The sequence below is a fragment of the Silvimonas amylolytica genome, from assembly GCF_014645555.1.
GTDB lineage: Bacteria > Pseudomonadota > Gammaproteobacteria > Burkholderiales > Chitinibacteraceae > Silvimonas > Silvimonas amylolytica.
In genome coordinates, this window is sequence record NZ_BMLY01000002.1 from 386,321 (window position 1) to 407,439 (window position 21,119).

Annotated in this window: 22 protein-coding genes; 20 read left to right on the forward strand and 2 right to left on the reverse strand. The window is 57.3% G+C overall.

The window, feature by feature from the left end:
- Positions 1-7: 7 nt before the first annotated feature.
- The 11 genes from IEX44_RS08080 to glmU all read left to right on the forward strand — a co-directional run bounded on the left by IEX44_RS08080 (position 8) and on the right by glmU (position 9,483).
- Positions 8-853, forward strand: a complete 846-nt coding sequence (locus tag IEX44_RS08080; protein ID WP_188691561.1) for a ParB/RepB/Spo0J family partition protein — start codon at positions 8-10, stop codon at positions 851-853.
- A 179-nt stretch (positions 854-1,032) separates the two neighbouring features.
- Complete coding sequence (locus tag IEX44_RS08085; RefSeq protein ID WP_188691565.1) at positions 1,033-1,404, forward strand: ATP synthase subunit I; 372 nt, start codon at positions 1,033-1,035, stop codon at positions 1,402-1,404.
- A gap of 3 nt (positions 1,405-1,407) precedes the next feature.
- Positions 1,408-2,196, forward strand: coding sequence for a F0F1 ATP synthase subunit A (gene atpB / locus IEX44_RS08090; protein WP_188691569.1), 789 nt, complete (start codon positions 1,408-1,410; stop codon positions 2,194-2,196).
- Between the two features lie 117 nt (positions 2,197-2,313).
- Positions 2,314-2,589 carry a F0F1 ATP synthase subunit C gene (gene atpE, locus IEX44_RS08095; protein ID WP_053938443.1) on the forward strand — a complete coding sequence of 92 codons (276 nt, stop codon included), beginning with the start codon at positions 2,314-2,316 and terminating at the stop codon, positions 2,587-2,589.
- A gap of 37 nt (positions 2,590-2,626) precedes the next feature.
- Positions 2,627-3,097 carry a F0F1 ATP synthase subunit B gene (locus IEX44_RS08100; protein WP_188691571.1) on the forward strand — a complete coding sequence of 157 codons (471 nt, stop codon included), beginning with the start codon at positions 2,627-2,629 and terminating at the stop codon, positions 3,095-3,097.
- Between the two features lie 6 nt (positions 3,098-3,103).
- On the forward strand, positions 3,104-3,640 hold the full coding sequence (locus IEX44_RS08105; protein WP_188691574.1) for a F0F1 ATP synthase subunit delta: 537 nt from the start codon (positions 3,104-3,106) through the stop codon (positions 3,638-3,640).
- 11 nt (positions 3,641-3,651) lie between these two features.
- Entirely contained in the window at positions 3,652-5,193 is a 1,542-nt protein-coding gene (gene atpA / locus IEX44_RS08110) for a F0F1 ATP synthase subunit alpha (protein ID WP_188691576.1), read from the forward strand.
- A gap of 26 nt (positions 5,194-5,219) precedes the next feature.
- On the forward strand, positions 5,220-6,089 hold the full coding sequence (atpG, locus tag IEX44_RS08115) for a F0F1 ATP synthase subunit gamma (protein WP_188691579.1): 870 nt from the start codon (positions 5,220-5,222) through the stop codon (positions 6,087-6,089).
- A gap of 44 nt (positions 6,090-6,133) precedes the next feature.
- Positions 6,134-7,513 (forward strand): F0F1 ATP synthase subunit beta, encoded by a 1,380-nt coding sequence (gene atpD / locus IEX44_RS08120; protein WP_188691583.1) that lies wholly within the window; start codon positions 6,134-6,136, stop codon positions 7,511-7,513.
- Between the two features lie 12 nt (positions 7,514-7,525).
- On the forward strand, positions 7,526-7,954 hold the full coding sequence (locus tag IEX44_RS08125) for a F0F1 ATP synthase subunit epsilon (protein ID WP_184101587.1): 429 nt from the start codon (positions 7,526-7,528) through the stop codon (positions 7,952-7,954).
- 158 nt (positions 7,955-8,112) lie between these two features.
- Positions 8,113-9,483, forward strand: coding sequence for a bifunctional UDP-N-acetylglucosamine diphosphorylase/glucosamine-1-phosphate N-acetyltransferase GlmU (gene glmU / locus IEX44_RS08130; RefSeq protein ID WP_188691586.1), 1,371 nt, complete (start codon positions 8,113-8,115; stop codon positions 9,481-9,483).
- Between the two features lie 15 nt (positions 9,484-9,498).
- Here the strand turns inward: glmU and IEX44_RS08135 are convergent, their stop codons facing one another.
- Positions 9,499-10,395: a YihY/virulence factor BrkB family protein gene (locus tag IEX44_RS08135; RefSeq protein ID WP_229678825.1), complete on the reverse strand. Its 897-nt coding sequence runs from the start codon at positions 10,393-10,395 to the stop codon at positions 9,499-9,501.
- 293 nt (positions 10,396-10,688) lie between these two features.
- Between IEX44_RS08135 and ychF the strand changes: the two genes are divergently transcribed.
- A complete protein-coding gene (gene ychF, locus IEX44_RS08140; RefSeq protein WP_188691589.1) occupies positions 10,689-11,780 on the forward strand; it encodes a redox-regulated ATPase YchF in 1,092 nt (363 codons plus the stop codon).
- Positions 11,781-11,847: 67 nt separating this feature from the next.
- Here the strand turns inward: ychF and IEX44_RS08145 are convergent, their stop codons facing one another.
- Positions 11,848-12,075, reverse strand: coding sequence for a hypothetical protein (locus tag IEX44_RS08145; RefSeq protein WP_188692571.1), 228 nt, complete (start codon positions 12,073-12,075; stop codon positions 11,848-11,850).
- Here IEX44_RS08145 and IEX44_RS08150 point away from each other — a divergent pair.
- The 8 genes from IEX44_RS08150 to IEX44_RS08185 all read left to right on the forward strand — a co-directional run bounded on the left by IEX44_RS08150 (position 12,074) and on the right by IEX44_RS08185 (position 21,025).
- On the forward strand, positions 12,074-13,372 hold the full coding sequence (locus IEX44_RS08150; RefSeq protein WP_229678826.1) for a DUF3300 domain-containing protein: 1,299 nt from the start codon (positions 12,074-12,076) through the stop codon (positions 13,370-13,372). The genes IEX44_RS08145 and IEX44_RS08150 overlap by 2 nt on opposite strands.
- A 16-nt stretch (positions 13,373-13,388) precedes the next feature.
- On the forward strand, positions 13,389-14,279 hold the full coding sequence (locus tag IEX44_RS08155) for a DUF2950 domain-containing protein (RefSeq protein WP_229678827.1): 891 nt from the start codon (positions 13,389-13,391) through the stop codon (positions 14,277-14,279).
- Between the two features lie 384 nt (positions 14,280-14,663).
- Positions 14,664-15,413, forward strand: a complete 750-nt coding sequence (locus IEX44_RS08160) for a glycosyltransferase family 2 protein (RefSeq protein ID WP_188691596.1) — start codon at positions 14,664-14,666, stop codon at positions 15,411-15,413.
- Complete coding sequence (locus IEX44_RS08165) at positions 15,410-16,474, forward strand: glycosyltransferase family 4 protein (protein ID WP_188691599.1); 1,065 nt, start codon at positions 15,410-15,412, stop codon at positions 16,472-16,474. Before IEX44_RS08160 ends, IEX44_RS08165 begins: the two co-directional genes overlap by 4 nt.
- A 22-nt stretch (positions 16,475-16,496) precedes the next feature.
- Positions 16,497-17,684 (forward strand): glycosyltransferase, encoded by a 1,188-nt coding sequence (locus IEX44_RS08170; protein WP_188691602.1) that lies wholly within the window; start codon positions 16,497-16,499, stop codon positions 17,682-17,684.
- Positions 17,681-19,030 (forward strand): O-antigen ligase family protein, encoded by a 1,350-nt coding sequence (locus IEX44_RS08175; protein ID WP_229678828.1) that lies wholly within the window; start codon positions 17,681-17,683, stop codon positions 19,028-19,030. Before IEX44_RS08170 ends, IEX44_RS08175 begins: the two co-directional genes overlap by 4 nt.
- Before the next feature lie 116 nt (positions 19,031-19,146).
- The gene (locus IEX44_RS08180) at positions 19,147-20,442 is read left to right on the forward strand and encodes a DUF445 domain-containing protein (RefSeq protein ID WP_188691610.1); all 1,296 of its coding nucleotides are present in this window, start codon (positions 19,147-19,149) and stop codon (positions 20,440-20,442) included.
- Positions 20,443-20,572: 130 nt separating this feature from the next.
- Positions 20,573-21,025: a DUF4442 domain-containing protein gene (locus tag IEX44_RS08185; RefSeq protein WP_188691613.1), complete on the forward strand. Its 453-nt coding sequence runs from the start codon at positions 20,573-20,575 to the stop codon at positions 21,023-21,025.
- Positions 21,026-21,119 lie beyond the last annotated feature (94 nt).

Below are 21,119 nucleotides of genomic sequence, written 5' to 3' on the forward strand. Positions count from 1 at the left end.
ATCGGACATGAACAAAAAATTCAAAGGCCTGGGTCGTGGTCTGGATGCCCTGATGGGCGATGCTGCGGCCAGCGAAACGCTGCAGCAACTGCCCATCACCAGCCTGCAACCCGGCAAGTACCAGCCCCGTACCCAGATGGATGAAGCCGCTTTGCAAGAGCTGGCCGAATCCATCCGTGCCCAGGGCCTGATGCAGCCGGTGCTGGTCCGTCCCGTCGCGGGTGGCCTGGAAGACCGCTATGAGATCATCGCCGGTGAGCGCCGCTGGCGTGCCTGCCAACTCGCTGGCCTGACCGAGATCGCAGCGCTGGTGCGGGAAGTGCCAGACGAAGCTGTTGCGGCGATGTCGCTGATTGAGAACATCCAGCGCGAGGACCTCAACGCGCTGGAAGAAGCGCAGGGCTTGTCGCGTCTGATTGACGAATTTGGCATGACCCATGAAGCCGTTGCGCATGCGGTGGGTAAATCTCGCGCTACTGTGACCAACCTTTTGCGTCTGCTGAACCTGGCTGAACCAGTGCGAGAGCTTTTGTCTGCCGGCCAGTTTGACATGGGTCACGCGCGCGCGTTGCTGGCGTTGCCGGCGCTCAAACAGGTTGATACTGCGCGTACAGTCGCATTGAAAGGGTTGTCGGTTCGGGAAACGGAAGCGCTGGTGCAGCGTCTGTTGCAAGACACGCCAGCCAAGGCTGAGAAAAAAGCTGATCCGGACATCAAACGTCTGGAGGAAGAGGTGTCATCCCGTCTGGGTTCAACCGTAGGCATTCGTCACGGCAAACGGGGCAATGGCAAGCTGACTATCCAGTACACCAGCCTGGACGATCTGGATCGTCTTCTGGCGCTCTTGAAATAATCACAAAATCAACCATTGTTGCGGGTTCGCAACCGGCAATCACCGATAGGCACCATATTGGTGCAAATTGTGTGGCCAATATGCCAATGAAACGAAAAACCCCGTAACATCAATGTGTAAAATTGACGCGCAGCAGGCGCCGTCCGTATAATCGCCGGATATTTGCCTGGCGTAACAAAATGGTTAACAAAGCACAGATCCAGGGCATCATCCGGCTGAAAGTCTGGATTACCCTGGCGGTAGCGGTGCCTGTTTCCATTGTATGGGGATGGCAAGCGGGATTTGCAAGTGTCATGGGTGGCACTGTGGCGATTCTGGGTTCCCTGATCTACGTCAGAGCCGCTTACCAGTTGCCATACGGCCCGCCAGAAGTGCTGATGAAACTGCACTATCTGGGCGAGGCCTTGAAAATGGCGTTTACGCTGGTCGTGTTCGCGGCAATATTCGTCTTTCACCGCAAGGTGGTCTGGCCGGCATTGTTTTTTGGGTATATCGCCGCAGCCTCCGCCTTCTGGTTCGGGCTTTTGATCAAATTTAAAGACAAGAAATAGACCATGGCTGAAAACACCTCAACCGAATATATCCTTCACCATCTGACGCACAACCGTCTGCATACTGAAGGCGCGATGGCCAATTTCCACCTCGATACCTTCTGGATCGCGCTGGTTCTTGGCTTTATTTTCGTTGGCATCTTCGGCCTCGTTGCCCGTAAAGCCACCGATGGCGTGCCAGGCAAGCTGCAGAACTTTGTCGAACTCATCGTTGAGATGGTCGATACCCACATCAAGGATACTTTCCACGGCAAGAGCAAGGTTATCGGCCCACTGGCACTGACCATTTTCTGCTGGGTGTTCCTGATGAACGCCATGGACTTCTTCCCGGTTGACCTGTTCCCCTGGATCGGTAGTCTCTTCGGTATCAACCACCTGCGCGTGGTACCGACTGCTGACGTGAACCAGACCTTCGCGATGTCGATCTCGGTCCTGTTGTACATCATTGGTTTCTCCATCAAGGCCAAGGGTCTGGGTGGCTGGATCAAAGAACTGTTCACCGCACCGTTCCACGCTGAAGGCACCGTTGGCAAGATTTGTCTGCTGATCCCCAACTTCCTGTTCCAGTTGATCGAACTGATCGCCAAGCCGATTTCCCTGGCACTGCGGTTGTTCGGCAACATGTACGCCGGTGAATTGCTGTTCATCCTGATCGCGCTGCTGCCGTGGTGGATCAACTGGGTTCTGGGCACACCGTGGGCCATCTTCCACGTGCTGGTTGTGACCCTGCAAGCATACGTATTCATGGTTCTCACCATCGTTTATCTGTCGATGGCGGTGGAAGACCACTAAGCTGTTGGCGGCATGAGCCGCCGCAGTAGTACCTGATCGCACGGGGTCGCATCACGCGGTCCTGTTCGAGTTACCCCCTTATCTTTTTGCAACTTCCTTTTCAGGAGATATTACAAAATGGCTGCACCCGAAGTTATCGCTAGCGTACAAAGCGCAACTGCAATCGCTGCCGCACTGATGATCGGTCTGGCTGCTCTGGGCACCGCTATCGGTTTTGCTATCCTGGGTGGCAAATTCCTGGAGTCCTCCGCTCGTCAACCGGAAATGATCCCGGTTCTGCAAACCAAGCTGTTCATTATTGCTGGTCTGCTGGACGCCATTTCCATGATCGGCGTTGGTGTTGCTCTGCTGTACACCTTCTCGAACCCGTTCCTCTCCGCGCTCGCAGGCTAATTAGCACGTCAACCGCGAACAACTGGAGGGCTACAACGTGGAATTCAATACTTCCCTCTTTGGCCAGGTAATTACATTTGCCCTGCTGGTGTGGTTCACGATGAAAATCGTGTGGCCACCGCTGACCGGGATGATGGAAAAGCGCGCACAGCGTATCGCTGAAGGTTTGTCGGCTGCAGATCGTGCCAAGCAAGATCTTGCCAATGCCGAAAAAGCCTCTGCCGAGAAGCTGCGTGAAGCCAAGCAACATGCTTCCGAGCTGATTGCCCAGGCTGAAAAGCGCGCCAATCAGATCATCGACGAGGCGAAAGACAAGGCCAAGGTCGAAAGCGAACGCCTGCTGGCGGGCGCTCAAGCCGAAATTACGCAGCAAGTCGAGCAGGCCAAGGGCGTCTTGCGTCAACAAGTGGCAACACTTGCCCTTGAAGGCGCAACCAAAATCCTGAAGCAAGAAGTCGACGCCGGCAAACATGCCGTGCTGTTGGAATCGATCAAAGCGGAACTGTAATCAGTCATGGCAGAACTCATCACCGTCGCAAGGCCGTACGCCGAGGCTGTGTTCCGTCTTGGCAAGGAAAGCGGCAAGCTGGACCAATGGTCCGAAGTGCTGGCAAAGCTGGGTCTCATCGCTGACGATGCGACGGCCCGGCAGGTCGCGTCCAATCCAAGATATTCCGCTGCTCAGGTTCAGCAACTCTTGGTCGAGCTTTTGGGTGCAGGCGTGACCGATGAAGTGAAAAACTTTGTCGCGCTGATTCTCGAGAACGACCGCTTCACCGCACTGCCTGTCATCCGTGACCTGTACGAATCGTACAAGGCCGCTGAAGCAGGTGAAGTCGAAGCGCAAATCGAATCGGCATTCCCGCTTGACGCAGCTCAGGTCGATGCACTCAAGTCGTCGCTTGCCCAGCACTTCAACCGCAAGGTGGCCGCTACGACGTCCACCAACGCCGATCTGATCGGTGGCGTGAAGGTGACGGTAGGTGATGTTGTGATCGACGCATCCATAGCCGGCAAGCTCTCTGAACTGGCGACGAGCCTGAAGAGTTAGGAGATTTTTTAATGCAACTCAATCCGTCTGAAATCAGTGAACTGATCAAGGCCCGGATCCAGAACCTGTCCGAAGGTGCGCAGACCGCCACCGTAGGTACGGTTGTGTCGGTTACCGACGGTATCGTCCGCGTTCACGGCTTGTCCGATGTGATGCAAGGCGAAATGCTGGAATTCCCGGGTAATACCTTTGGTCTGGCACTGAACCTGGAGCGTGATTCCGTCGGTGCCGTGGTGATGGGTGAATACACCCACATCTCCGAAGGCGACGAAGTCAAATGCACCGGTCGTATTCTGGAAGTACCGGTTGGTCCGGAACTGGTTGGCCGCGTGGTCAACTCGCTGGGTCAGCCTATCGATGGCAAGGGCCCGATCAACGCCAAGCTGTCCAGCCCGATCGAAAAGATCGCGCCGGGCGTGATTGCGCGTCAATCGGTTGACCAGCCGCTGCAAACTGGCCTGAAAGCCATCGACACCATGGTGCCGATTGGTCGTGGCCAGCGTGAGCTGATCATTGGTGACCGTCAGACCGGCAAGACTGCCGTCGCTCTGGACGCGATCATCAACCAGAAGGGCACTGGCGTTACGTGTATCTATGTTGCGATTGGCCAAAAGGCTTCTTCGATCGCCAACGTGGTGCGCAAGCTGGAAGAACACGGCGCACTGGCTCACACCATTGTGGTCGCTGCCGCTGCTTCTGAATCCGCTGCCCTGCAATACATTGCTGCTTACTCCGGTTGCGCAATGGGTGAGTACTTCCGCGATCGCGGCGAAGATGCCCTGATCGTATACGATGACTTGTCCAAGCAAGCCGTAGCTTACCGTCAGATCTCCCTGTTGCTGCGCCGCCCGCCGGGCCGCGAAGCCTACCCGGGTGACGTGTTCTATCTGCACTCCCGTCTGCTGGAACGTGCCGCACGTATCAACGCCGAAGAAGTTGAAAAACTGACCGGTGGCGAAGTGAAGGGCAAAACTGGTTCGCTGACCGCTTTGCCGATCATCGAAACCCAGGCTGGTGACGTGTCTGCTTTCGTGCCGACCAACGTGATCTCGATCACCGACGGCCAGATCTTCCTGGAAACCGACTTGTTCAACGCCGGTATCCGTCCTGCGATGAACGCCGGTATCTCGGTGTCCCGCGTTGGCGGTGCAGCGCAGACCAAGGTGATCAAGAAGCTCGGCGGCGGTGTGCGTCTGGCACTGGCCCAGTACCGTGAACTGGCTGCGTTCGCGCAGTTTGCTTCCGACCTGGACGAAGCTACCCGCAAGCAGCTCGAGCGCGGCAAGATGGTGACCGAACTGATGAAGCAGGCTCAATACAGCCCGCTGAAGGTTGCAGAACTCGGCGTCACCCTGGCACTGATCGCCAAGGGCAGCTACGACGATGTTCCGGTTGATCGCGCTCTGGCATTCGAATCTGCCTTCCTGGCAGACTTGAAGGCCAACCACGCTGATCTGCTGGGCCGCGTTGAAGCCAAGGGCGTGCTGTCCGACGAAGACGAAGCAACCCTGCTCAAGGCAGTGGCTTCGTTCAAAGCCAGCAGCGCGTACTGATTCAGTACTGAAAAAGGAACTGGATCATGGCAGGCGGTAAAGAAATCCGTACGAAGATCAAAAGCGTGAAAAACACGCAGAAGATCACCCGCGCTATGGAAATGGTCGCGACATCCAAAATGCGCAAGGCGCAAGAACGCATGCGTTCGGCCCGTCCTTATGGCGACAAGATCCGCAGTGTTGCGGCTAATCTTTCGCAAGCATTTGTGGATTACCCGCATCCGTACCTCCAGAAGCGCGAAAGCGTTAAACGGGTTGGCCTGATCGTGGTTACGTCGGACAAGGGCCTGTGCGGTGGTTTGAATACCAACGTACTGCGCTTGTCCGTCAACAAGATGAAAGAGTTTCACCAGAATGGCGCCGAAGCCGCTGTTACCGCAATCGGTAACAAGGGCATGGCTTTCATGAGCCGCAACGGCGCCAAGGTGATTTCTTCTGCAGTCGCTCTGGGCGATACGCCGCACCTGGAAGCCTTGATCGGTCCGATCAAGGTGATGGTGGATGCGTTCGTTGCTGGCGAAGTGGACGAAGTTCATCTGGTGTACACCAAGTTCGTCAACACCATGAAGCAAGAGCCGACGGTAGAACAGTTGTTGCCGTTGTCGGGCGAAGCCTTTGGCCAGCCTGAACACAAGTACAACTGGGAATACCTGTACGAGCCGGATGCAAAGACCGTCATTGACGAGTTGATGAACCGCTACGTTGAAGCGCTGATTTATCAGGCTGTAGCCGAGAACATCGCATCCGAGATGGCCGCGCGTATGGTGGCCATGAAGGCTGCAACCGATAACGCCGACAAGGTGATCGGCAACCTGCAACTGCTGTACAACAAGACCCGTCAGGCCGCGATTACGAAGGAACTCTCCGAAATCGTCTCCGGCGCGGCAGCAGTTTGATGCAGGCGGCTAACCCGATTGATGCAAGATATTAGGAACCTACGATGAGCCAAGGCAAAATTGTGCAAATCATTGGTCCGGTTGTCGACGTGGAATTCCCGCGTGACAACCTGCCCAAGGTGTATGACGCGCTCAAACTGGCCGACCCCGACCTGACGCTGGAAGTTCAGCAACAGCTGGGTGACGGCGTTGTGCGCGCGATCGCCATGGGTACGACCGATGGTTTGAAGCGCGGTCTTCTGGTGTCCAACACTCACGCTCCGATCTCGGTGCCGGTGGGCAAGGCGACACTGGGCCGCATTATGGACGTGCTGGGTAACCCGATTGACGAAGCTGGTCCGGTTGAAACCGATGCCCGCCGCGCCATTCACCAGGCTGCTCCGAAGTTTGACGAACTGAACCAGTCTATCGACCTGCTGGAAACCGGTATCAAGGTGATTGACCTTGTTTGTCCGTTTGCCAAGGGCGGTAAGGTGGGTCTGTTCGGCGGCGCCGGTGTGGGCAAGACCGTCAACATGATGGAACTGATCAACAACATCGCCAAGGCACACAGCGGCTTGTCCGTGTTTGCCGGTGTGGGTGAGCGTACCCGTGAAGGTAACGACTTCTACCACGAAATGAAGGACTCCAACGTCCTTGATAAAGTGGCGATGGTTTACGGTCAGATGAACGAGCCTCCGGGCAACCGTCTGCGCGTTGCGCTGACCGGTCTGACGATCGCTGAACAGTTCCGCGACGAAGGTCGTGACATTCTGTTCTTCGTGGACAACATCTATCGCTACACCCTGGCCGGTACCGAAGTGTCCGCGCTGCTGGGTCGTATGCCTTCTGCTGTGGGTTATCAACCGACCCTGGCCGAAGAAATGGGTGCCCTGCAAGAACGGATTACCTCGACCAAGGCTGGCTCGATCACTTCCATCCAGGCCGTTTACGTGCCTGCCGATGACTTGACCGATCCGTCGCCTGCGACCACCTTCGCTCACTTGGATGCAACCGTTGTTCTGTCGCGTGACATCGCCTCGCTGGGTATCTACCCGGCAGTTGATCCGCTTGACTCCACATCGCGTCAGCTTGATCCGCAAGTGGTGGGTGACGAGCACTACAGCGTGGCCCGTGGCGTTCAACAGACTCTGCAAAAGTACAAAGAACTGCAAGACATTATTGCAATTCTGGGTATGGATGAATTGTCTCCGGACGACAAGCTGGCCGTGGCTCGTGCCCGTAAAATCCAGCGTTTCCTGTCGCAGCCGTTCCACGTTGCTGAAGTGTTTACCGGCTCGCCGGGCAAGTACGTGCCGCTGAAGGAAACCCTGAAGGGCTTCAAGGGCATTCTGAACGGTGATTACGACCACCTCCCCGAGCAAGCCTTCTACATGGTTGGCGGCATCGAGGAAGCGATCGAAAAAGCCAAGACCTTGCAATAAGGATGTAGGCAGATGGCGATGACCATTCATGTTGATGTGGTAAGTGCTGAATCGCTGATTTTCTCTGGTGTTGCTGAATTTTTCACAGCACCGGCAGAAGGCGGTGAAGTCGGTATTTACCCGCGCCATGCGCCTCTCCTGACTCGTATTCGTCCGGGCGCGGTGCGCATCAAGCTGGCTAACACTCACGAACCGGATGTCATCCTGTACGTGTCTGGTGGCTTGCTTGAAGTGCAACCGCATTCGATCACCGTGTTGGCAGATACTGCCATTCGCGGCACGGATATCGACGAAGCCAAGGCGCGTGAAGCCAAGGCCAAGGCCGAAGAAGCATTGAAGAACCGCAAGACCCAGATGGACTTCGCCATGGCGCAGGCCGAACTGGTGGAAGCGGTGGCCAAGCTGGCCGTGATCGAGAAGCTCAAGAAGCGCGGCCACTAAGCCGTTCTGATTGGATGCTCCCAAAAAAAAGCAGCCCTTGTGGCTGCTTTTTTATTGCCTGCAATCTGGCTTGCTGTGCGCGCTGCTGCAGGGTTTGGCGGTGCGGCAAAGGCCGGCAACGGCTAGAATGACCAGCAAATCACGCACCGGATGCTCTCATGTCTTCTCTTGATGTTGTCATTCTTGCCGCAGGTCAGGGCAAGCGCATGTACTCCTCCCTGCCCAAAGTCCTGCACCGTATCGCCGGTAAACCTCTGGTCGGCCACGTTATCGATACCGCCCGCGCACTTGCGCCCACTCAGGCCGTCGTGGTGTATGGCCATGGTGGCGATCAGGTTCAAGCCGCGTTTGCTGGCGATCAAGATTTGCACTGGGCGCTGCAGGCGCAGCAACTGGGCACCGGTCATGCACTAGCCCAAGCCCTGCCATACCTGAAGGGTGATGTGACGCTGATGTTATACGGCGACGTGCCGCTGACACGGGTTGAGACGCTCAAAGCACTCTTGGCCGCTGTTGAAGGCGGCAAGCTGGGCATTCTGACGGTGACGCTCGACAACCCAACGGGTTACGGCCGCATTGTGCGTAATGAGTCCGGTGCGGTGCAGTCCATTGTCGAACAAAAGGACGCTACGCCTGAACAAGCCGCCATCCGCGAAATCAACACCGGCATCCTGGCATTGCCGACCGCGCGCCTGGCGCAATGGTTGTCTGAACTGAAGAACGACAATGCGCAGGGCGAGTACTACGCCACCGATCTGATCGCACTGGCTGTACGAGATGGTGTTGCGGTTGTGACCACGCAACCCGCCGATGCCTGGGAAGCCGAAGGCATCAACAACAAGGTTCAGCTGGCCCAACTGGAACGTATTCATCAGCGTAATCTCGCCACAGCTTTGCTGACCGCAGGCGTGACGCTGGCGGACCCGGGCCGTCTGGATATTCGTGGCCGTGTTGTGCACGGCAAAGACGTATTCATTGATGTGAACTGCGTGCTGGAAGGTGATGTTTCGCTGGGCGAAGGTGTCCAGATTGGCGCCAACTGCGTACTCAAGAATGTCTGGATAGCTGACGGTACGGTGGTTCACCCGTTCAGCCACCTGGAAAACGCCGAGGTCGGCGCTGGTTCTTTGATTGGTCCGTATGCCCGACTGCGCCCTGGTGCAGTGCTCGAAGAAGGCGTGCACATCGGCAACTTTGTTGAAGTGAAAAAGTCGACCGTCGGGAAGGGGACCAAAATCAACCATCTTTCCTATATTGGCGATGCCCAGATTGGCAGCGGCACCAACATTGGCGCGGGCAGTATTACCTGCAATTACGATGGGGTGAACAAGGCGCTGACCACCATTGGCGACAATGTATTCATTGGTTCCAACAATTGCCTGGTCGCACCGGTGACGATTGGTGATGGCGCAACCACGGGTGCCGGTTCTGTGATCAGCAAGAACGCGCCGGCGGGTGAGTTGACCATTGGCCGGGCACGCCAGGTCACCATTGCGGGCTGGAAACGCCCGGTCAAGCACAGCAAGTAATCGGGCCGACCGGGCTCAGGCGGACGCATCCTCGCGCGTGGTGACGAGGATGCGGACCGCGTGCGCAGTCGGACGGATTGGCGCGCCGCGCGCTTCTGCCACGGCTTCGGTCAGTTCTGCGCCCAATAGCAGAATCAGCGCCGAGTAATACACCCACACCAGTAGCACCACCACACTCCCCGCTGGTCCATATGCGCCGCCGACGTTCGAGTTCTGGATATACAGGCTGATACCCACTTTCCCCAGAATGAACAGGATATCGGTCAGCACCGCACCCGCCAGCGCATCTCGCCAGGCAATGATGGCGTCGGGCAATACCTTGAAGATGGCGGCGAACACAAACACAAAGATCGCGGTAGAGACGCCTGCTTCCACCCAGCGCCAGGCCAGGGTATGGCCGGGTACAAAGAAGCCGATCACGGTGCTGGCCGAGAACGAGATCACCAGCAAGAACGCAACTGCCAGCAGCAACCCCAGTGCATTCATGCGTGAACGCAGCCAGCCCATGACGGCCTGACCGGGGCGAGAACGCAGCCCCCAAACGCGGTTGATCGCCCCCTGCAATTGCGCAAACACGGCCGAGGCACCGACCAGCGTAATACCCAACCCGATCATCCCGGCCAGATTGCCGACGCTGGGTTTGCTGGAAGCATTCCGGATAACCAGCTCCACCGCGTCCGCAGCGCGTGGCCCGACCATGCGATTCAAGCCGTCAACCAGTTGGGTCTGGTAATCGGGCGAGAGTGAGGCGACCACCCACAGCAGCAGTACCAGCAAGGGTGCAAAAGACAGCGCCGAATAAAACGCCAGCGCAGCGGCGCGGGTCATCAATTCATCATCAAAAAAACCAGCGATGGTTTTGTTGACGACGTGTCGGGCCAGTTGCCATAGCACGGTGATTTGGTGTCGCACGCTCCAGGTCTCCTTGCTTTGTGCCTTTCAGCCTGGCACCCAATTGCCAACAAATCATCGTGTGTTGTCCGGTTTTATTGCAGGACTGACCAGGACAAACGGCGATGGGCCAGCGGGAAAGCCTTGAGTTCCAAGAGAATTTGCTGTGGTCAGTGGTACAATCGCGCCTGATTGGGGCCACCGTGACGCGCTGGCCCCGGCAAGCAGTTACAAATGCCTGCCGACCATGAATAAGACGCGGCAAAACCAGTGTGGTTTTGCCGTGTGCCAGTTTGAACACAAGGAAAGCTCCAATGAGTCTTAAATGCGGCATCGTCGGCCTGCCCAATGTGGGCAAGTCCACGCTTTTCAACGCCCTGACCAAAGCCGGTATCGAAGCGGCCAATTACCCGTTCTGCACCATCGAGCCCAATGTCGGCATCGTCGAAGTCCCGGACGCCCGTCTGCAGCAACTGGCTGACATCATCAATCCGCAAAAGATTGTCCCGGCGATTGTCGAATTTGTGGATATCGCAGGCCTCGTGGCCGGCGCCAGCAAGGGCGAAGGTCTGGGTAACCAGTTCCTGGCCAACATCCGCGAAACCGATGCCATCGTGAATGTGGTGCGTTGTTTCAACGATGACAACATCGTGCACGTTGCAGGCAAGGTCGATCCGATCGATGACATCGCCGTCATTGGCACCGAACTGGCGCTGGCAGACCTGGCGACGGTTGAAAAGTCCATCCAGCGTGATGGCAAGAAAGCCAAGAGTGGCGACAAGGAAGCACAAAAGCTGGTGGCTGTGCTGGAAAAACTGGTTCCGATCCTGAACGAAGGCCGCCCTGCGCGCGCGGCGGGTTTGTCTGAAGAAGACAAGCTGGCGATCAAGCCTTTGTGCCTTTTGACCATCAAGCCAGCGATGTATGTAGCCAACGTGGCGGAGGACGGTTTCACCAACAACCCGCTGCTGGACAAGGTAAGCGAATACGCCAAGGCCGAAGGTGCTCCGGTTGTGGCCGTTTGCGCAGCCATCGAATCTGAAATTGCCGAACTGCCGGATGAAGACAAGGCTGAATTCCTGGCCGAGCTGGGCTTGCAAGAGCCGGGCCTGAACCGCCTGATTCGCGCCGGTTTTGATTTGCTGGGCCTGCAAACCTACTTCACCGCCGGTGTGAAGGAAGTGCGTGCCTGGACCATCCACAAGGGCGACACCGCCCCGCAAGCGGCCGGCGTAATCCATACCGACTTTGAACGTGGTTTTATTCGCGCACAGACCATCGGCTTTGACGACTTCATCAGCTACAAGGGTGAGCAAGGCGCCAAGGAAGCCGGCAAGATGCGCGCCGAAGGCAAGGAATACATCGTTAAAGATGGCGATGTGATGAACTTCTTGTTTAACGTCTGAGTTTCAAACATGTCCGGCTTTGCGCCGGCTGCCAGAAAAGCCCCGGATATAGCATTCCGGGGCTTTTTTATTGGTCGGAAAACACCATGGTAAAAAAAGCCTGATCTTTGCCGATAGTCGGACTAATCTGACTCAGAACGTTCGTCGGTGGCGATGCCGTGGCGGACTCGACCCATAGTTCCAGCCGGCACGAATGAATTGCCACATTCGGCCAGGGAGGCTCTGCAATGATGGCGATGTTCAAGGCGTTGTGCAGGAACACGGCGCGACTGCTGATCTTGCCGGTATTTTTCATGCTGACCAGCGTGTCGGGTCAGGCCGCAGATGATCAGTCATTGTCCAATGCGCAACTGGATCAACTGGTGGCGCCTATTGCGCTGTACCCGGATTCGCTGTTGTCACAATTGTTGATGGCCACGACCTATCCGGATGAGTTCGCCAAGGCCTATGAATGGTCCAAAGCACATCCGGATGCCAAAGGTGATGATGCGGTGAAGCAGGTGGAATCCCAGAACTGGGACCCGTCAGTGGCCTCTATGGTGGCTTTCCCGGAAGTGTTGATCACGCTGGGTGGCCAGCCCAAGTGGGTCAAGGACATGGGGGATGCTTTCCTTGGCCAGACGTCCGGCGTGATGGACGCGATCCAGCGCCTGCGGGCGCAGGCCCAAAAAGCGGGCAATCTCAAATCAAATGAACAAGTCACTGTCTCGAGCCAGCCGGCGACGACCAGCAGCAGCCAGCAAGTGATCGTCGTTGAGCCAGCCAAGCCGGACGTGGTGTACGTCCCCACCTATAACCCGACCGTTGTGTACGGCGCCTGGGCTTATCCGACTTACCCGCCGTATTACTATCCGCCGCCGCCTGGATACTGGTTCTCTACTGCGGTGATGACCGGCGTGGCCTGGGGTGTGGGGATTGCCGTGGGTAATGCACTCTGGGGTGGTTGTAACTGGGGCTCGCACGACGTCAATATCAATGTGAACAAGTACAACAACATCAACACGAACCGCCAGATTCAAGGAAGTGGCAACCGCAGTTCATGGAAACATGATCCGGGCCACCGTACTTCAGACTACCGGGGTGGGTCTACCGAACGTAACCGCCGCCAGCAAGACTTCAACACCAATCAGCGCGAGCAATTTCGCGGGCGTGATACCGCAGGGACTCGCGATAACAATAATCGCGGTGATAACGGCATCCGGGACAACGGCAACCGCGGTAACAGCAGTCGGGACAACAGTCGACGTCAGGCCGAGCAAGCGATGGAAAACCGGGGCATCAGCAGCCCGGATCGCCGCGGTGGTGGTACTCAGGCTGGCCAGATGGATCGCAACCGGGGTACTCAGGGTGGTTTTGATAACAGCAATCGGGCTCGGGGTGATACCGGTGCACGCCAGCAACCGGCACGCGACAATGCATTGACCGGCGTGAACGACCGCCAGTCCGGCAGAGAGTCCGCACGCGGGCGTGAGAGCATGTCGTCACAACATGTCCAGGGTGCCAATCGTGCTGCAAGCGGTAACCGGGGTGGTGGTGCAGCGCGCAGCAGCACCCACCAGCGTCCAGCCCGCAGCGGCGGCCGTGGTCGCTGATTAACGAGGGCTGATCATGCAGGCAAACGTATATATGAAAATGATGCTGGCGCTCGTGACCTTGTGCGCATCCATTGTTGCAGGTGCGGCCAACGGGCCGCGCAGCTTCGAGACACCGGAGGCCGCCGCAGACGCGCTGGTCGACAGTATTGCGACCCATGACGACGACACACTCAAAATCATTCTGGGTAGCAACTACCGCAGTTTCATCCCGTCAGGGGGTGTTGCGCCTGAGGACATCACACGCTTTCTGGCTGCGTGGGCAAAAGCCCATGAAATCGTGAAGGTGGACGATCACACCGCTTTGTTATCAGCAGGTACAGCGGGTTGGACACTGCCCGTACCCATTGTGGCGCGCAAGGAAGGCTGGACGTTTGATACACAAGCCGGCGGTGAGGAAATGCGTCACCGTTATATTGGCCGCAATGAACTGGCGGCGATCCAGTCCGTGCTGGCTTATACCGATGCCCAGCAGGAATACTGGCAATGGACCCAAGGCCAGGGCACACCTGCCTATGCTGCACGGCTGTTATCGACCCCGGGCAAGAAGGACGGATTGTTCTGGTCTACACAACCGGGTGACGATCCCAGCCCGTTGGGTGCCCGTTTTGCCGAAGCCCGTCCCGGTGAGCCGTATCACGGTTACATGTACCGCATCCTCACTGCACAAGGTGATGCCGCGCAAGGGGGTGCCAAAAGCTATCTCAAGAATGGCCGCATGGATGGCGGTTATGCGCTGATTGCCTGGCCCGCCAGTTATGGCAAGACCGGCGTCATGAGCTTCATGGTTAATCAGGACGGCGTGGTGTATCAGGCTAATCTGGGCCCGGGCACGGACCGCATCGCGCGGGCAACCCGCAGTTTTAACCCGGGCGAAGGCTGGACAAGGGCGGATGTCACGCCCTGAGCCATCCGGTTGTCACGCACTGCTTTGATGCACTCAAACGCAAATGACACACCTCTGACTCACAAAAAGCCCCGCCGGACGGGGCTTTTTACATTCCGCGCCTGTCAATATGGGTGGCAAGGCCAGACCTGTTAGAATCGGCGTCCAGTATTTGCCGCAACCTGGTATTTTCAGGAATTGAAAGCTCAACCATGTACAACCGCTTGCCTTGTGCCGGCCTGATCGCCGTGCAACCGTGTCATGGCCCTCACACTGCTGACGTGTTGGGCTCACAACGGTATGACTTTTTGCCCAAGCAGGCGTTAAGTGACCCACTTTCTCTGATTGGCGCTGCAGGTGCATTCTCCTGTGCCGGCAATCATCACTGTCACTGAGCTTTGATCCATGCGTCTTTCGGTCATCCTGATCACCAAGAATGAGGCCGCCAACTTGCGGGCCTGCGTTGCATCTGTCGCGTTTGCGGATCAGATCGTCGTCGTCGACTCCGGTAGTACAGATGGTACGGTCGAGCTTGCCCATGAACTGGGTGCTACCGTGCTGGAAACCGACTGGCCTGGCTTTGGCCGCCAGAAAAACCGTGCGCTGGATCTGGCAGACGGCGACTGGGTGTTGTCGATTGATGCCGATGAGCGTGTTACGCCGGCACTGGCTGCGGAAATCCAGCAAACCCTCAACGCACCCCGGTTTGACGCGTATGAGATTCCGCGCCTCTCCAGTTATTGCGGGCGTTTTATTCGCCACAGTGGCTGGTGGCCTGATCCCGTGCTGCGACTTTTCAAGCGGGGCGTTGCACGCTTTACCGATGTCCCGGTGCATGAGCGTGTCGAGTTCGCCGGGCCGAAAGGGCGCTTGCAGGCATGGTTTGAGCATTACACCTATCCAGACCTGGATAGCGCCCTGGTTAAGATGAACCGTTATTCCACAGATGCCGCACAAGCCATGCACGCACGCGGCAAAAAAAGCACGCTGATCGGCGCGCTTTTACGCGGATTCTGGACGTTTGTGCGCATTTATCTCTTGCGACGCGGCTTTCTGGATGGCCGGGAAGGCTTTTTGCTCGCGATAACCGCGGGCGTGGGCAACTTTTATCGCTACGCCAAACTGGCACAACTGAATCGGCAAACCCGCGCATGAAAATCCTCGAACTGGATTTCGAAGCAGGTTGGCGCGGTGGCGAACGCCAGACCTTTTTATCCATGCAGCAATTTCGGGCGGCCGGGCACGAGGTTCATATCCTGTGCCGGAGCGGCGGCAAGATGGCCGAGCGGGCACGGGCCGACGGTTTTGTCGTACATGCGTATGCCAACGTCGCCGGTGTGCTGGCCTTTCTGGCGCTGCACGGCAGTGGGTATGACGTCCTACACCCGCAAACGGGGCACATGTTGAGTTGGGCTGTGTTGACCCGCATGTTTCACCGCCGCCCGGTGGTGTATTCACGACGCGTGGCGTTTGCCCTGCGTGGCACATTTACCCGCTACAAGTACCATCACGTTGACCAGGTCGTGGCCATTAGCCAGGCCTGCGCGGATAGCGTACGTGCGCTGGGTGTGACCGATATCGAGATCATTCCCTCGGCCGTCTTGCCGGTACGACCCGACACCGCGCGTACTGACGCACTGGCCGCGCAATTGGGGGTTGCCGGCCGCCGTGTGGTCGCAACGACCTCCGCACTGACTGCAGACAAAGACCCGCTCATGCTGGTTGATGCGGTGGCGGCTTTGCATGCAAGACGTAACGACTTTGTATTCGTACATTTCGGTGCAGGCAATATGGCCGAAGTGGTAAAGGAACGCGTCATCGAACAGGGGCTTGAGCGCGTTTTCCTGTTCGCGGGATATCAACAGAACGTCGAAGCCCTGTTCGGTCTGTTCGACGTGTTTGTAATGAGTTCGCGCGAAGAAGGTTTGGGCAGTAGTGTGCTGGATGCTTTCAGTGCGCGTGTGCCGGTGGCGTCGACCGACGCCGGTGGTTTGAAAGAGTTACTGGCCGATGGCCGGGGTTTGCTAAGTCCGGTGGGCGATAGTGCTGGCCTGGCTGCACATGTCGATACCTTGCTGGATGCGTCATCCCAAGTGGTCGGCATGGTCGAGCGTGCGTATGAATATGTCGGGCGGGTCCATAGCGTAGAAGCGATGGCAAACGGTTATTTGCGTCTTTTCGAGCGGTTGGTGCAGCGTCGTAAAGCGCCGCATTGAAGCTCAACATACAAACAAATATATGGTTAAACGACGCATTCTTTTTCACCAGACCCACTTTTTGCGGGGTGGTATTGAAACCTCGCTGATTTCGCTGTTGCGGGCGCTGGATCGCCAACAGTTTGAAATCGGCCTGACCATTACTTACCCGACGGAGGCGCTCGAAACCCTCTACCGGGCGCAGATTCCTGCTGATGTCGCCGTGCATGTGCTCGCACCAGAGCGTTGGCTGTCGTATTTCCGCCAGAAGAAAACCCAGGGCAAATTGGGCCTTCTGGGCAAGATTTATGAAGAAGGTCTGTTGCCGCTGGTACGGCGGCCCATTGTCAGTCGGCGTTTTCGCAAAATTGCCGCTGGCTATGATGCAGTGGTCGATTACGACATGTCCCTGTCGCGTCTGACCGGCCGCCTGGCTATTCCCATGTTGGGTTATTCGCATTTCAGCGTCGCGCATCTACCCAGCCAGAACCCGCGCAAATTGCGCAAGCTGCGTAAACAGGCGCGTGAGCACTATGACCGCGTGGTGCTGCTTAACGACACCATGCTGGCCGATATCCGGGCTCTTATCCCTGAAGAAGCTGACAAGTTTGTCCGCCTGTATAACTCCATCGATCTGGCGCGTATCCGCGCGCAGGGTCAGGCAGGGCCAGCACCGCTGGCAGAACCCTACATGGTTTCGGTGGGGCGTTTGCAGGAAACACAAAAAGATTTCACCTCACTCTTGCGCGCTTACGCGCACCTGGTGAAAGAGGGCATCACCGAGAAACTCGTCATCGTGGGTGAGGGTAAATCCCGGGCTGAACTGGAATCTCTGGCCGCGACACTGGGCATTGCAGACCGTGTGGTGTTTGCCGGTTTTCAGACCAACCCGTATGTCTGGATGCAGCACGCCCGGCTGATGGTTTTCAGCTCGAAAATGGAAGGGCTGCCGAATGTGCTGCTCGAGGCCATGGCACTGGGGCAGTTGGTGATCAGTACCGATTGCCCGGTCGGCCCGCGTGAAATTCTGGCCGACGGTAAAGCCGGCATGTTGGTGCCCGTCGGTGACGTTGAGGGGTTAGCCCGCGCCATGAAACAAGGTTTGCAGGATGAAACCACCCGGGCTGCGCTGCTGAATTATGCCGCGCAACATATCGAACAAATGGGCTTTGGTCCCACCACCGCAGCATTTGCCAGCTGCATAGAAACCGTTATTAAAGCGCATCCATGAAAGATTATGCACAAACAGCGGTCTTGACCGATGCTTACAGCGTAGAGGTCGGCAAGGAGCCGGACATGCCCCGCAAGGAAATCGTGAAACCGCAGCGGTTAATGTCTCCACCTGGACCTGTTGCTTCACGCCTGGCCAGCATTTTGTTGTTTGCTTTTCCGCTCTTGTTGCTGGCTGTGCCGCGCGGAAGTGGCATTTTTCTGATCGGTATCTTGATATTGCTGATCATGAACGCCGGTCATCTTGGTACGCTGCATCGGCAATATCGCTCGGTCATGCTGCCGGTCTGGCTCAGTGTTGGCGCCGTGCTGGCAGTGCAACTGGTCTCTAAATACACGTTTGGCTTGCCCTGGGATGTGCTCGACAACCCGTCACGCGTCCTTGCCATTCCGCTCACCTGTCTGGTGGTTTTGCGTTACCGGCCTGATCCGGTCTTGCTGTGGAAAGGCATTCCACCAGGGCTGTTGCTGGCGCTATTGATCGTGACGTACCAGTTTTTTGTCGATAAGGACAACCGACCGGGTGCCTGGACCTTCATCATTGCGTTTGCCAATATGGTGGCGACATTGGGCGTGGTGGGGTTTTTCCGCCCTGGCCAGACGCATCGTGACCATGTTGCGGCGTGGCTGTGCCCGGCGCTGGCCATGCTGATATTGATCCTCAACGGTTCACGCGGAGCCTGGCTAGCGCTTGTGTTGACTGTGGTGGGTTCGATCTATTTCCGTTATCAAAGATTCAACCTCAAGGTCGCCATCATCTCGGTGTGCTCGTTGGTACTGATCGGTACTGCGGCCTGGACCTTGCCGGGTAGCCCGGTCAAAGCGCGTCTGGAACAAGCGCGCCACGACATCGCGGAATTTCGCAAAGGCAATACCGATACCTCATTGGGTGAGCGGCTGGTGATTTTCCAGTTGGCCACCAATGCGGTGCGGCAGCATCCCTGGACAGGGGTTGGTTCTGGCGAGTTTGGTTCACTGACTGACGCCCTGCCGGGTTGTCCTGCGGACAACAAGGAAATCTGCACCCTCAAGCATGCACACAATGACTTGCTGGATGCCGCCGCGACCACTGGCTGGCCTGGCCTGGCGGCATTTCTCAGCCTGTTGCTGGTGCCCGGTTATTTCTTCTGGCGTGTATTGCGCAAAACCTGTGGTCGCGATGAGATTGCGCCCTATCTGGGCAAGGCGGGCTGCGGCGCGGTGATGGCCTCGTTGATCTGTGGGTTTAGCCAGGTCACCATGGCGCACCAGGCCAATATTGCGTTCTACTCCTGCCTGATGGGCCTGATGATCGGGTTGGCAGCGGTGCGTATACAGGCGTTCTCCGAGGAAGTCCGGAAACCATAACCCCAGCCGGACCAGATCACCTGGGCGGGTAAAGCGCGCTGCTTCGAGCTATAGTGGCCAGGACAGAACAAAATCTGCCTGGCTTGCCCAATGGGAAGGCCGGCCCCGACAGACGCATGCTTCCAGGTCCCTCTTCCGTCGAATCCATTCTTCAGGCTGACCCCGCGAAGGTAGCTCGCTTGCGTCGCGCCCGCACGTTTGCGACCTCGCTACTCATCCTGGTCACGGTGATGTATCTCATCACCTTGCGGTTTGAGCACATCCACCCGGCATTTGGCTACGTAGCTGCGTTTTCTGAAGCCGCCATGATCGGCGCTCTGGCGGACTGGTTTGCGGTGGTCGCATTGTTCCGCTACCCCATGGGCGTGCCAATCCCGCATACCGCCATTATCCCGCGTAACAAAAACCGGATTGCAGACAATCTGGGTACCTTCATCGAAACGCACTTCTTGCAGCCAGAGCAGCTCCTGGCCCGTATTGACGCGTTCGACCCGGCGCGGCGTTTATCGATCTGGCTGGCTCGGCCAGGGGCCAAGCGAGAGTTGACCGAACAGGCCGCGCACTTCCTTAACTTTGTGCTGGGCACGCTGGATGACCCGCGCTTTGCCAATATCGCGCGTGATCTGGTGCTCAAGGCCATGAGTAACGCGGACTTTGCCGGCAGCGCTGCCACTCTGATTCAGGTCCTGCGGGAAGACGGCCGTCACCAGCAAGTACTGGATGGCGTGCTGCGCGTATTGCTGACCAAACTGGAAGACCCCAAAACCCAGAGCTGGCTCTCCGGGTTACTGGCCAAAGAATTCGACGTGTTGCGTTGGGTGGCGCTGGATGAAGCGGGCGGCCGTTACCTGGCGCGCAAGCTTGTCACTGCGGCCATGCTGGAACTGGATCACGCGCTGGTACAGCCTGATCACATGTTGCGCCACGCGTTTGATGATCAGTTGCGGCAACTCGCTGCCGATCTGGGCAAGGATCCGGCGCTGCGTAGCAAAGTAGATAGCTGGCGCGACATGCTGATCGCCTCGCCGTTGTTGCACGACAAACTGGATGGACTCTGGCGTACCGTGCTCGACGGCCTGCAGAGCGATCTGACCAGTGAGAACTCGCAGATTCGTAGCCGTGTGGGGGCCGCCATCAAACAACTGGGGCTGCGGCTGCATGAAGACCAGGCGTTTGCAGAGTGGCTGAACCAGCAAATACGGGATTTTGCTGCGCGCTCCATCATTCGTTATCGCAGCGAGATCGGGCGCTTCATCGCAGACCAGTTCAAAGCCTGGGATAACCGCGTGCTGGTCGCCCGGCTGGAACTCAACGTTGGCGTGGACCTGCAGTTTATCCGGGTCAACGGCACGCTGGTGGGCGGCGCGGTGGGTGTGCTGATCTACAGTGTGCGGCACGCCGTGGGCTTCTAGAGACTCTGTAAACCTGGCAGCAGCCTTGCAGGCTCATGTTTCAAACACGCCCTGCAGGGCTTTGCGCATTGACCGCAAGTTGATTGCGCAGGCAGTCTTGCCTGCTTTATTTCCACGGTGTCGTTCTGCCATGAAGATCATGTTCTGGCGCTGGTTGATCAATGTCTGGCCTCCCTTGTTGTTTGCCGGTATCCGCGTCAAACATGTCGCGCCGGATTTCAAACGTATTGTTATCCAGCTGCGTTCGTACAAGATCAACCTCAACATCATGCGCTCGCACTTTGGCGGCAGCCTGTATGCCATGACCGACCCCTGGTATATGGCCATGCTTATGCAGATTCTGGGGCCGGATTACTACGTCTGGGATCGCCGCGCTGAAATCGACTTTATCAGCCCCGGCTACGGCACCGTCACTGCTGTTTTTACGCTGGATGATGCCCAGATCACGGCCATCCGGGCTGCGACTGAAGAGGGCGAAAAGCATCTGGCCGAGTTCAAGGTCCAGATCCGGGATCAAGCCGACAAGCTCGTCGCGACGGTTGATAAAACCGTCTACGTCCGTAAAAAACCGCACAAACGTTAAGCCGGGCGTGGGGTAGAGTGGTGAATGGGACAGTTAGCCCGCATAATGCAACAAAAATTCCCAGTGACTCACCTCAAACCGCCCACCTGACTTT

Bases quoted from the DNA above. Each gene is read 5' to 3' on its own strand.
- IEX44_RS08080 (WP_188691561.1), top strand. From the start codon at position 8: ATGAACAAAAAATTCAAAGGCCTGGGTCGTGGTCTGGATGCCCTGATG.
- IEX44_RS08085 (WP_188691565.1), top strand. From the start codon at position 1,033: ATGGTTAACAAAGCACAGATCCAGGGCATCATCCGGCTGAAAGTCTGG.
- atpB (WP_188691569.1), top strand. From the start codon at position 1,408: ATGGCTGAAAACACCTCAACCGAATATATCCTTCACCATCTGACGCAC.
- atpE (WP_053938443.1), top strand. From the start codon at position 2,314: ATGGCTGCACCCGAAGTTATCGCTAGCGTACAAAGCGCAACTGCAATC.
- IEX44_RS08105 (WP_188691574.1), top strand. From the start codon at position 3,104: ATGGCAGAACTCATCACCGTCGCAAGGCCGTACGCCGAGGCTGTGTTC.
- atpA (WP_188691576.1), top strand. From the start codon at position 3,652: ATGCAACTCAATCCGTCTGAAATCAGTGAACTGATCAAGGCCCGGATC.
- atpG (WP_188691579.1), top strand. From the start codon at position 5,220: ATGGCAGGCGGTAAAGAAATCCGTACGAAGATCAAAAGCGTGAAAAAC.
- atpD (WP_188691583.1), top strand. From the start codon at position 6,134: ATGAGCCAAGGCAAAATTGTGCAAATCATTGGTCCGGTTGTCGACGTG.
- IEX44_RS08125 (WP_184101587.1), top strand. From the start codon at position 7,526: ATGGCGATGACCATTCATGTTGATGTGGTAAGTGCTGAATCGCTGATT.
- glmU (WP_188691586.1), top strand. From the start codon at position 8,113: ATGTCTTCTCTTGATGTTGTCATTCTTGCCGCAGGTCAGGGCAAGCGC.
- ychF (WP_188691589.1), top strand. From the start codon at position 10,689: ATGAGTCTTAAATGCGGCATCGTCGGCCTGCCCAATGTGGGCAAGTCC.
- IEX44_RS08150 (WP_229678826.1), top strand. From the start codon at position 12,074: ATGCTGACCAGCGTGTCGGGTCAGGCCGCAGATGATCAGTCATTGTCC.
- IEX44_RS08145 (WP_188692571.1), bottom strand. From the start codon at position 12,075: ATGAAAAATACCGGCAAGATCAGCAGTCGCGCCGTGTTCCTGCACAAC.
- IEX44_RS08155 (WP_229678827.1), top strand. From the start codon at position 13,389: ATGCAGGCAAACGTATATATGAAAATGATGCTGGCGCTCGTGACCTTG.
- IEX44_RS08160 (WP_188691596.1), top strand. From the start codon at position 14,664: ATGCGTCTTTCGGTCATCCTGATCACCAAGAATGAGGCCGCCAACTTG.
- IEX44_RS08165 (WP_188691599.1), top strand. From the start codon at position 15,410: ATGAAAATCCTCGAACTGGATTTCGAAGCAGGTTGGCGCGGTGGCGAA.
- IEX44_RS08170 (WP_188691602.1), top strand. From the start codon at position 16,497: ATGGTTAAACGACGCATTCTTTTTCACCAGACCCACTTTTTGCGGGGT.
- IEX44_RS08175 (WP_229678828.1), top strand. From the start codon at position 17,681: ATGAAAGATTATGCACAAACAGCGGTCTTGACCGATGCTTACAGCGTA.
- IEX44_RS08180 (WP_188691610.1), top strand. From the start codon at position 19,147: ATGCTTCCAGGTCCCTCTTCCGTCGAATCCATTCTTCAGGCTGACCCC.
- IEX44_RS08185 (WP_188691613.1), top strand. From the start codon at position 20,573: ATGAAGATCATGTTCTGGCGCTGGTTGATCAATGTCTGGCCTCCCTTG.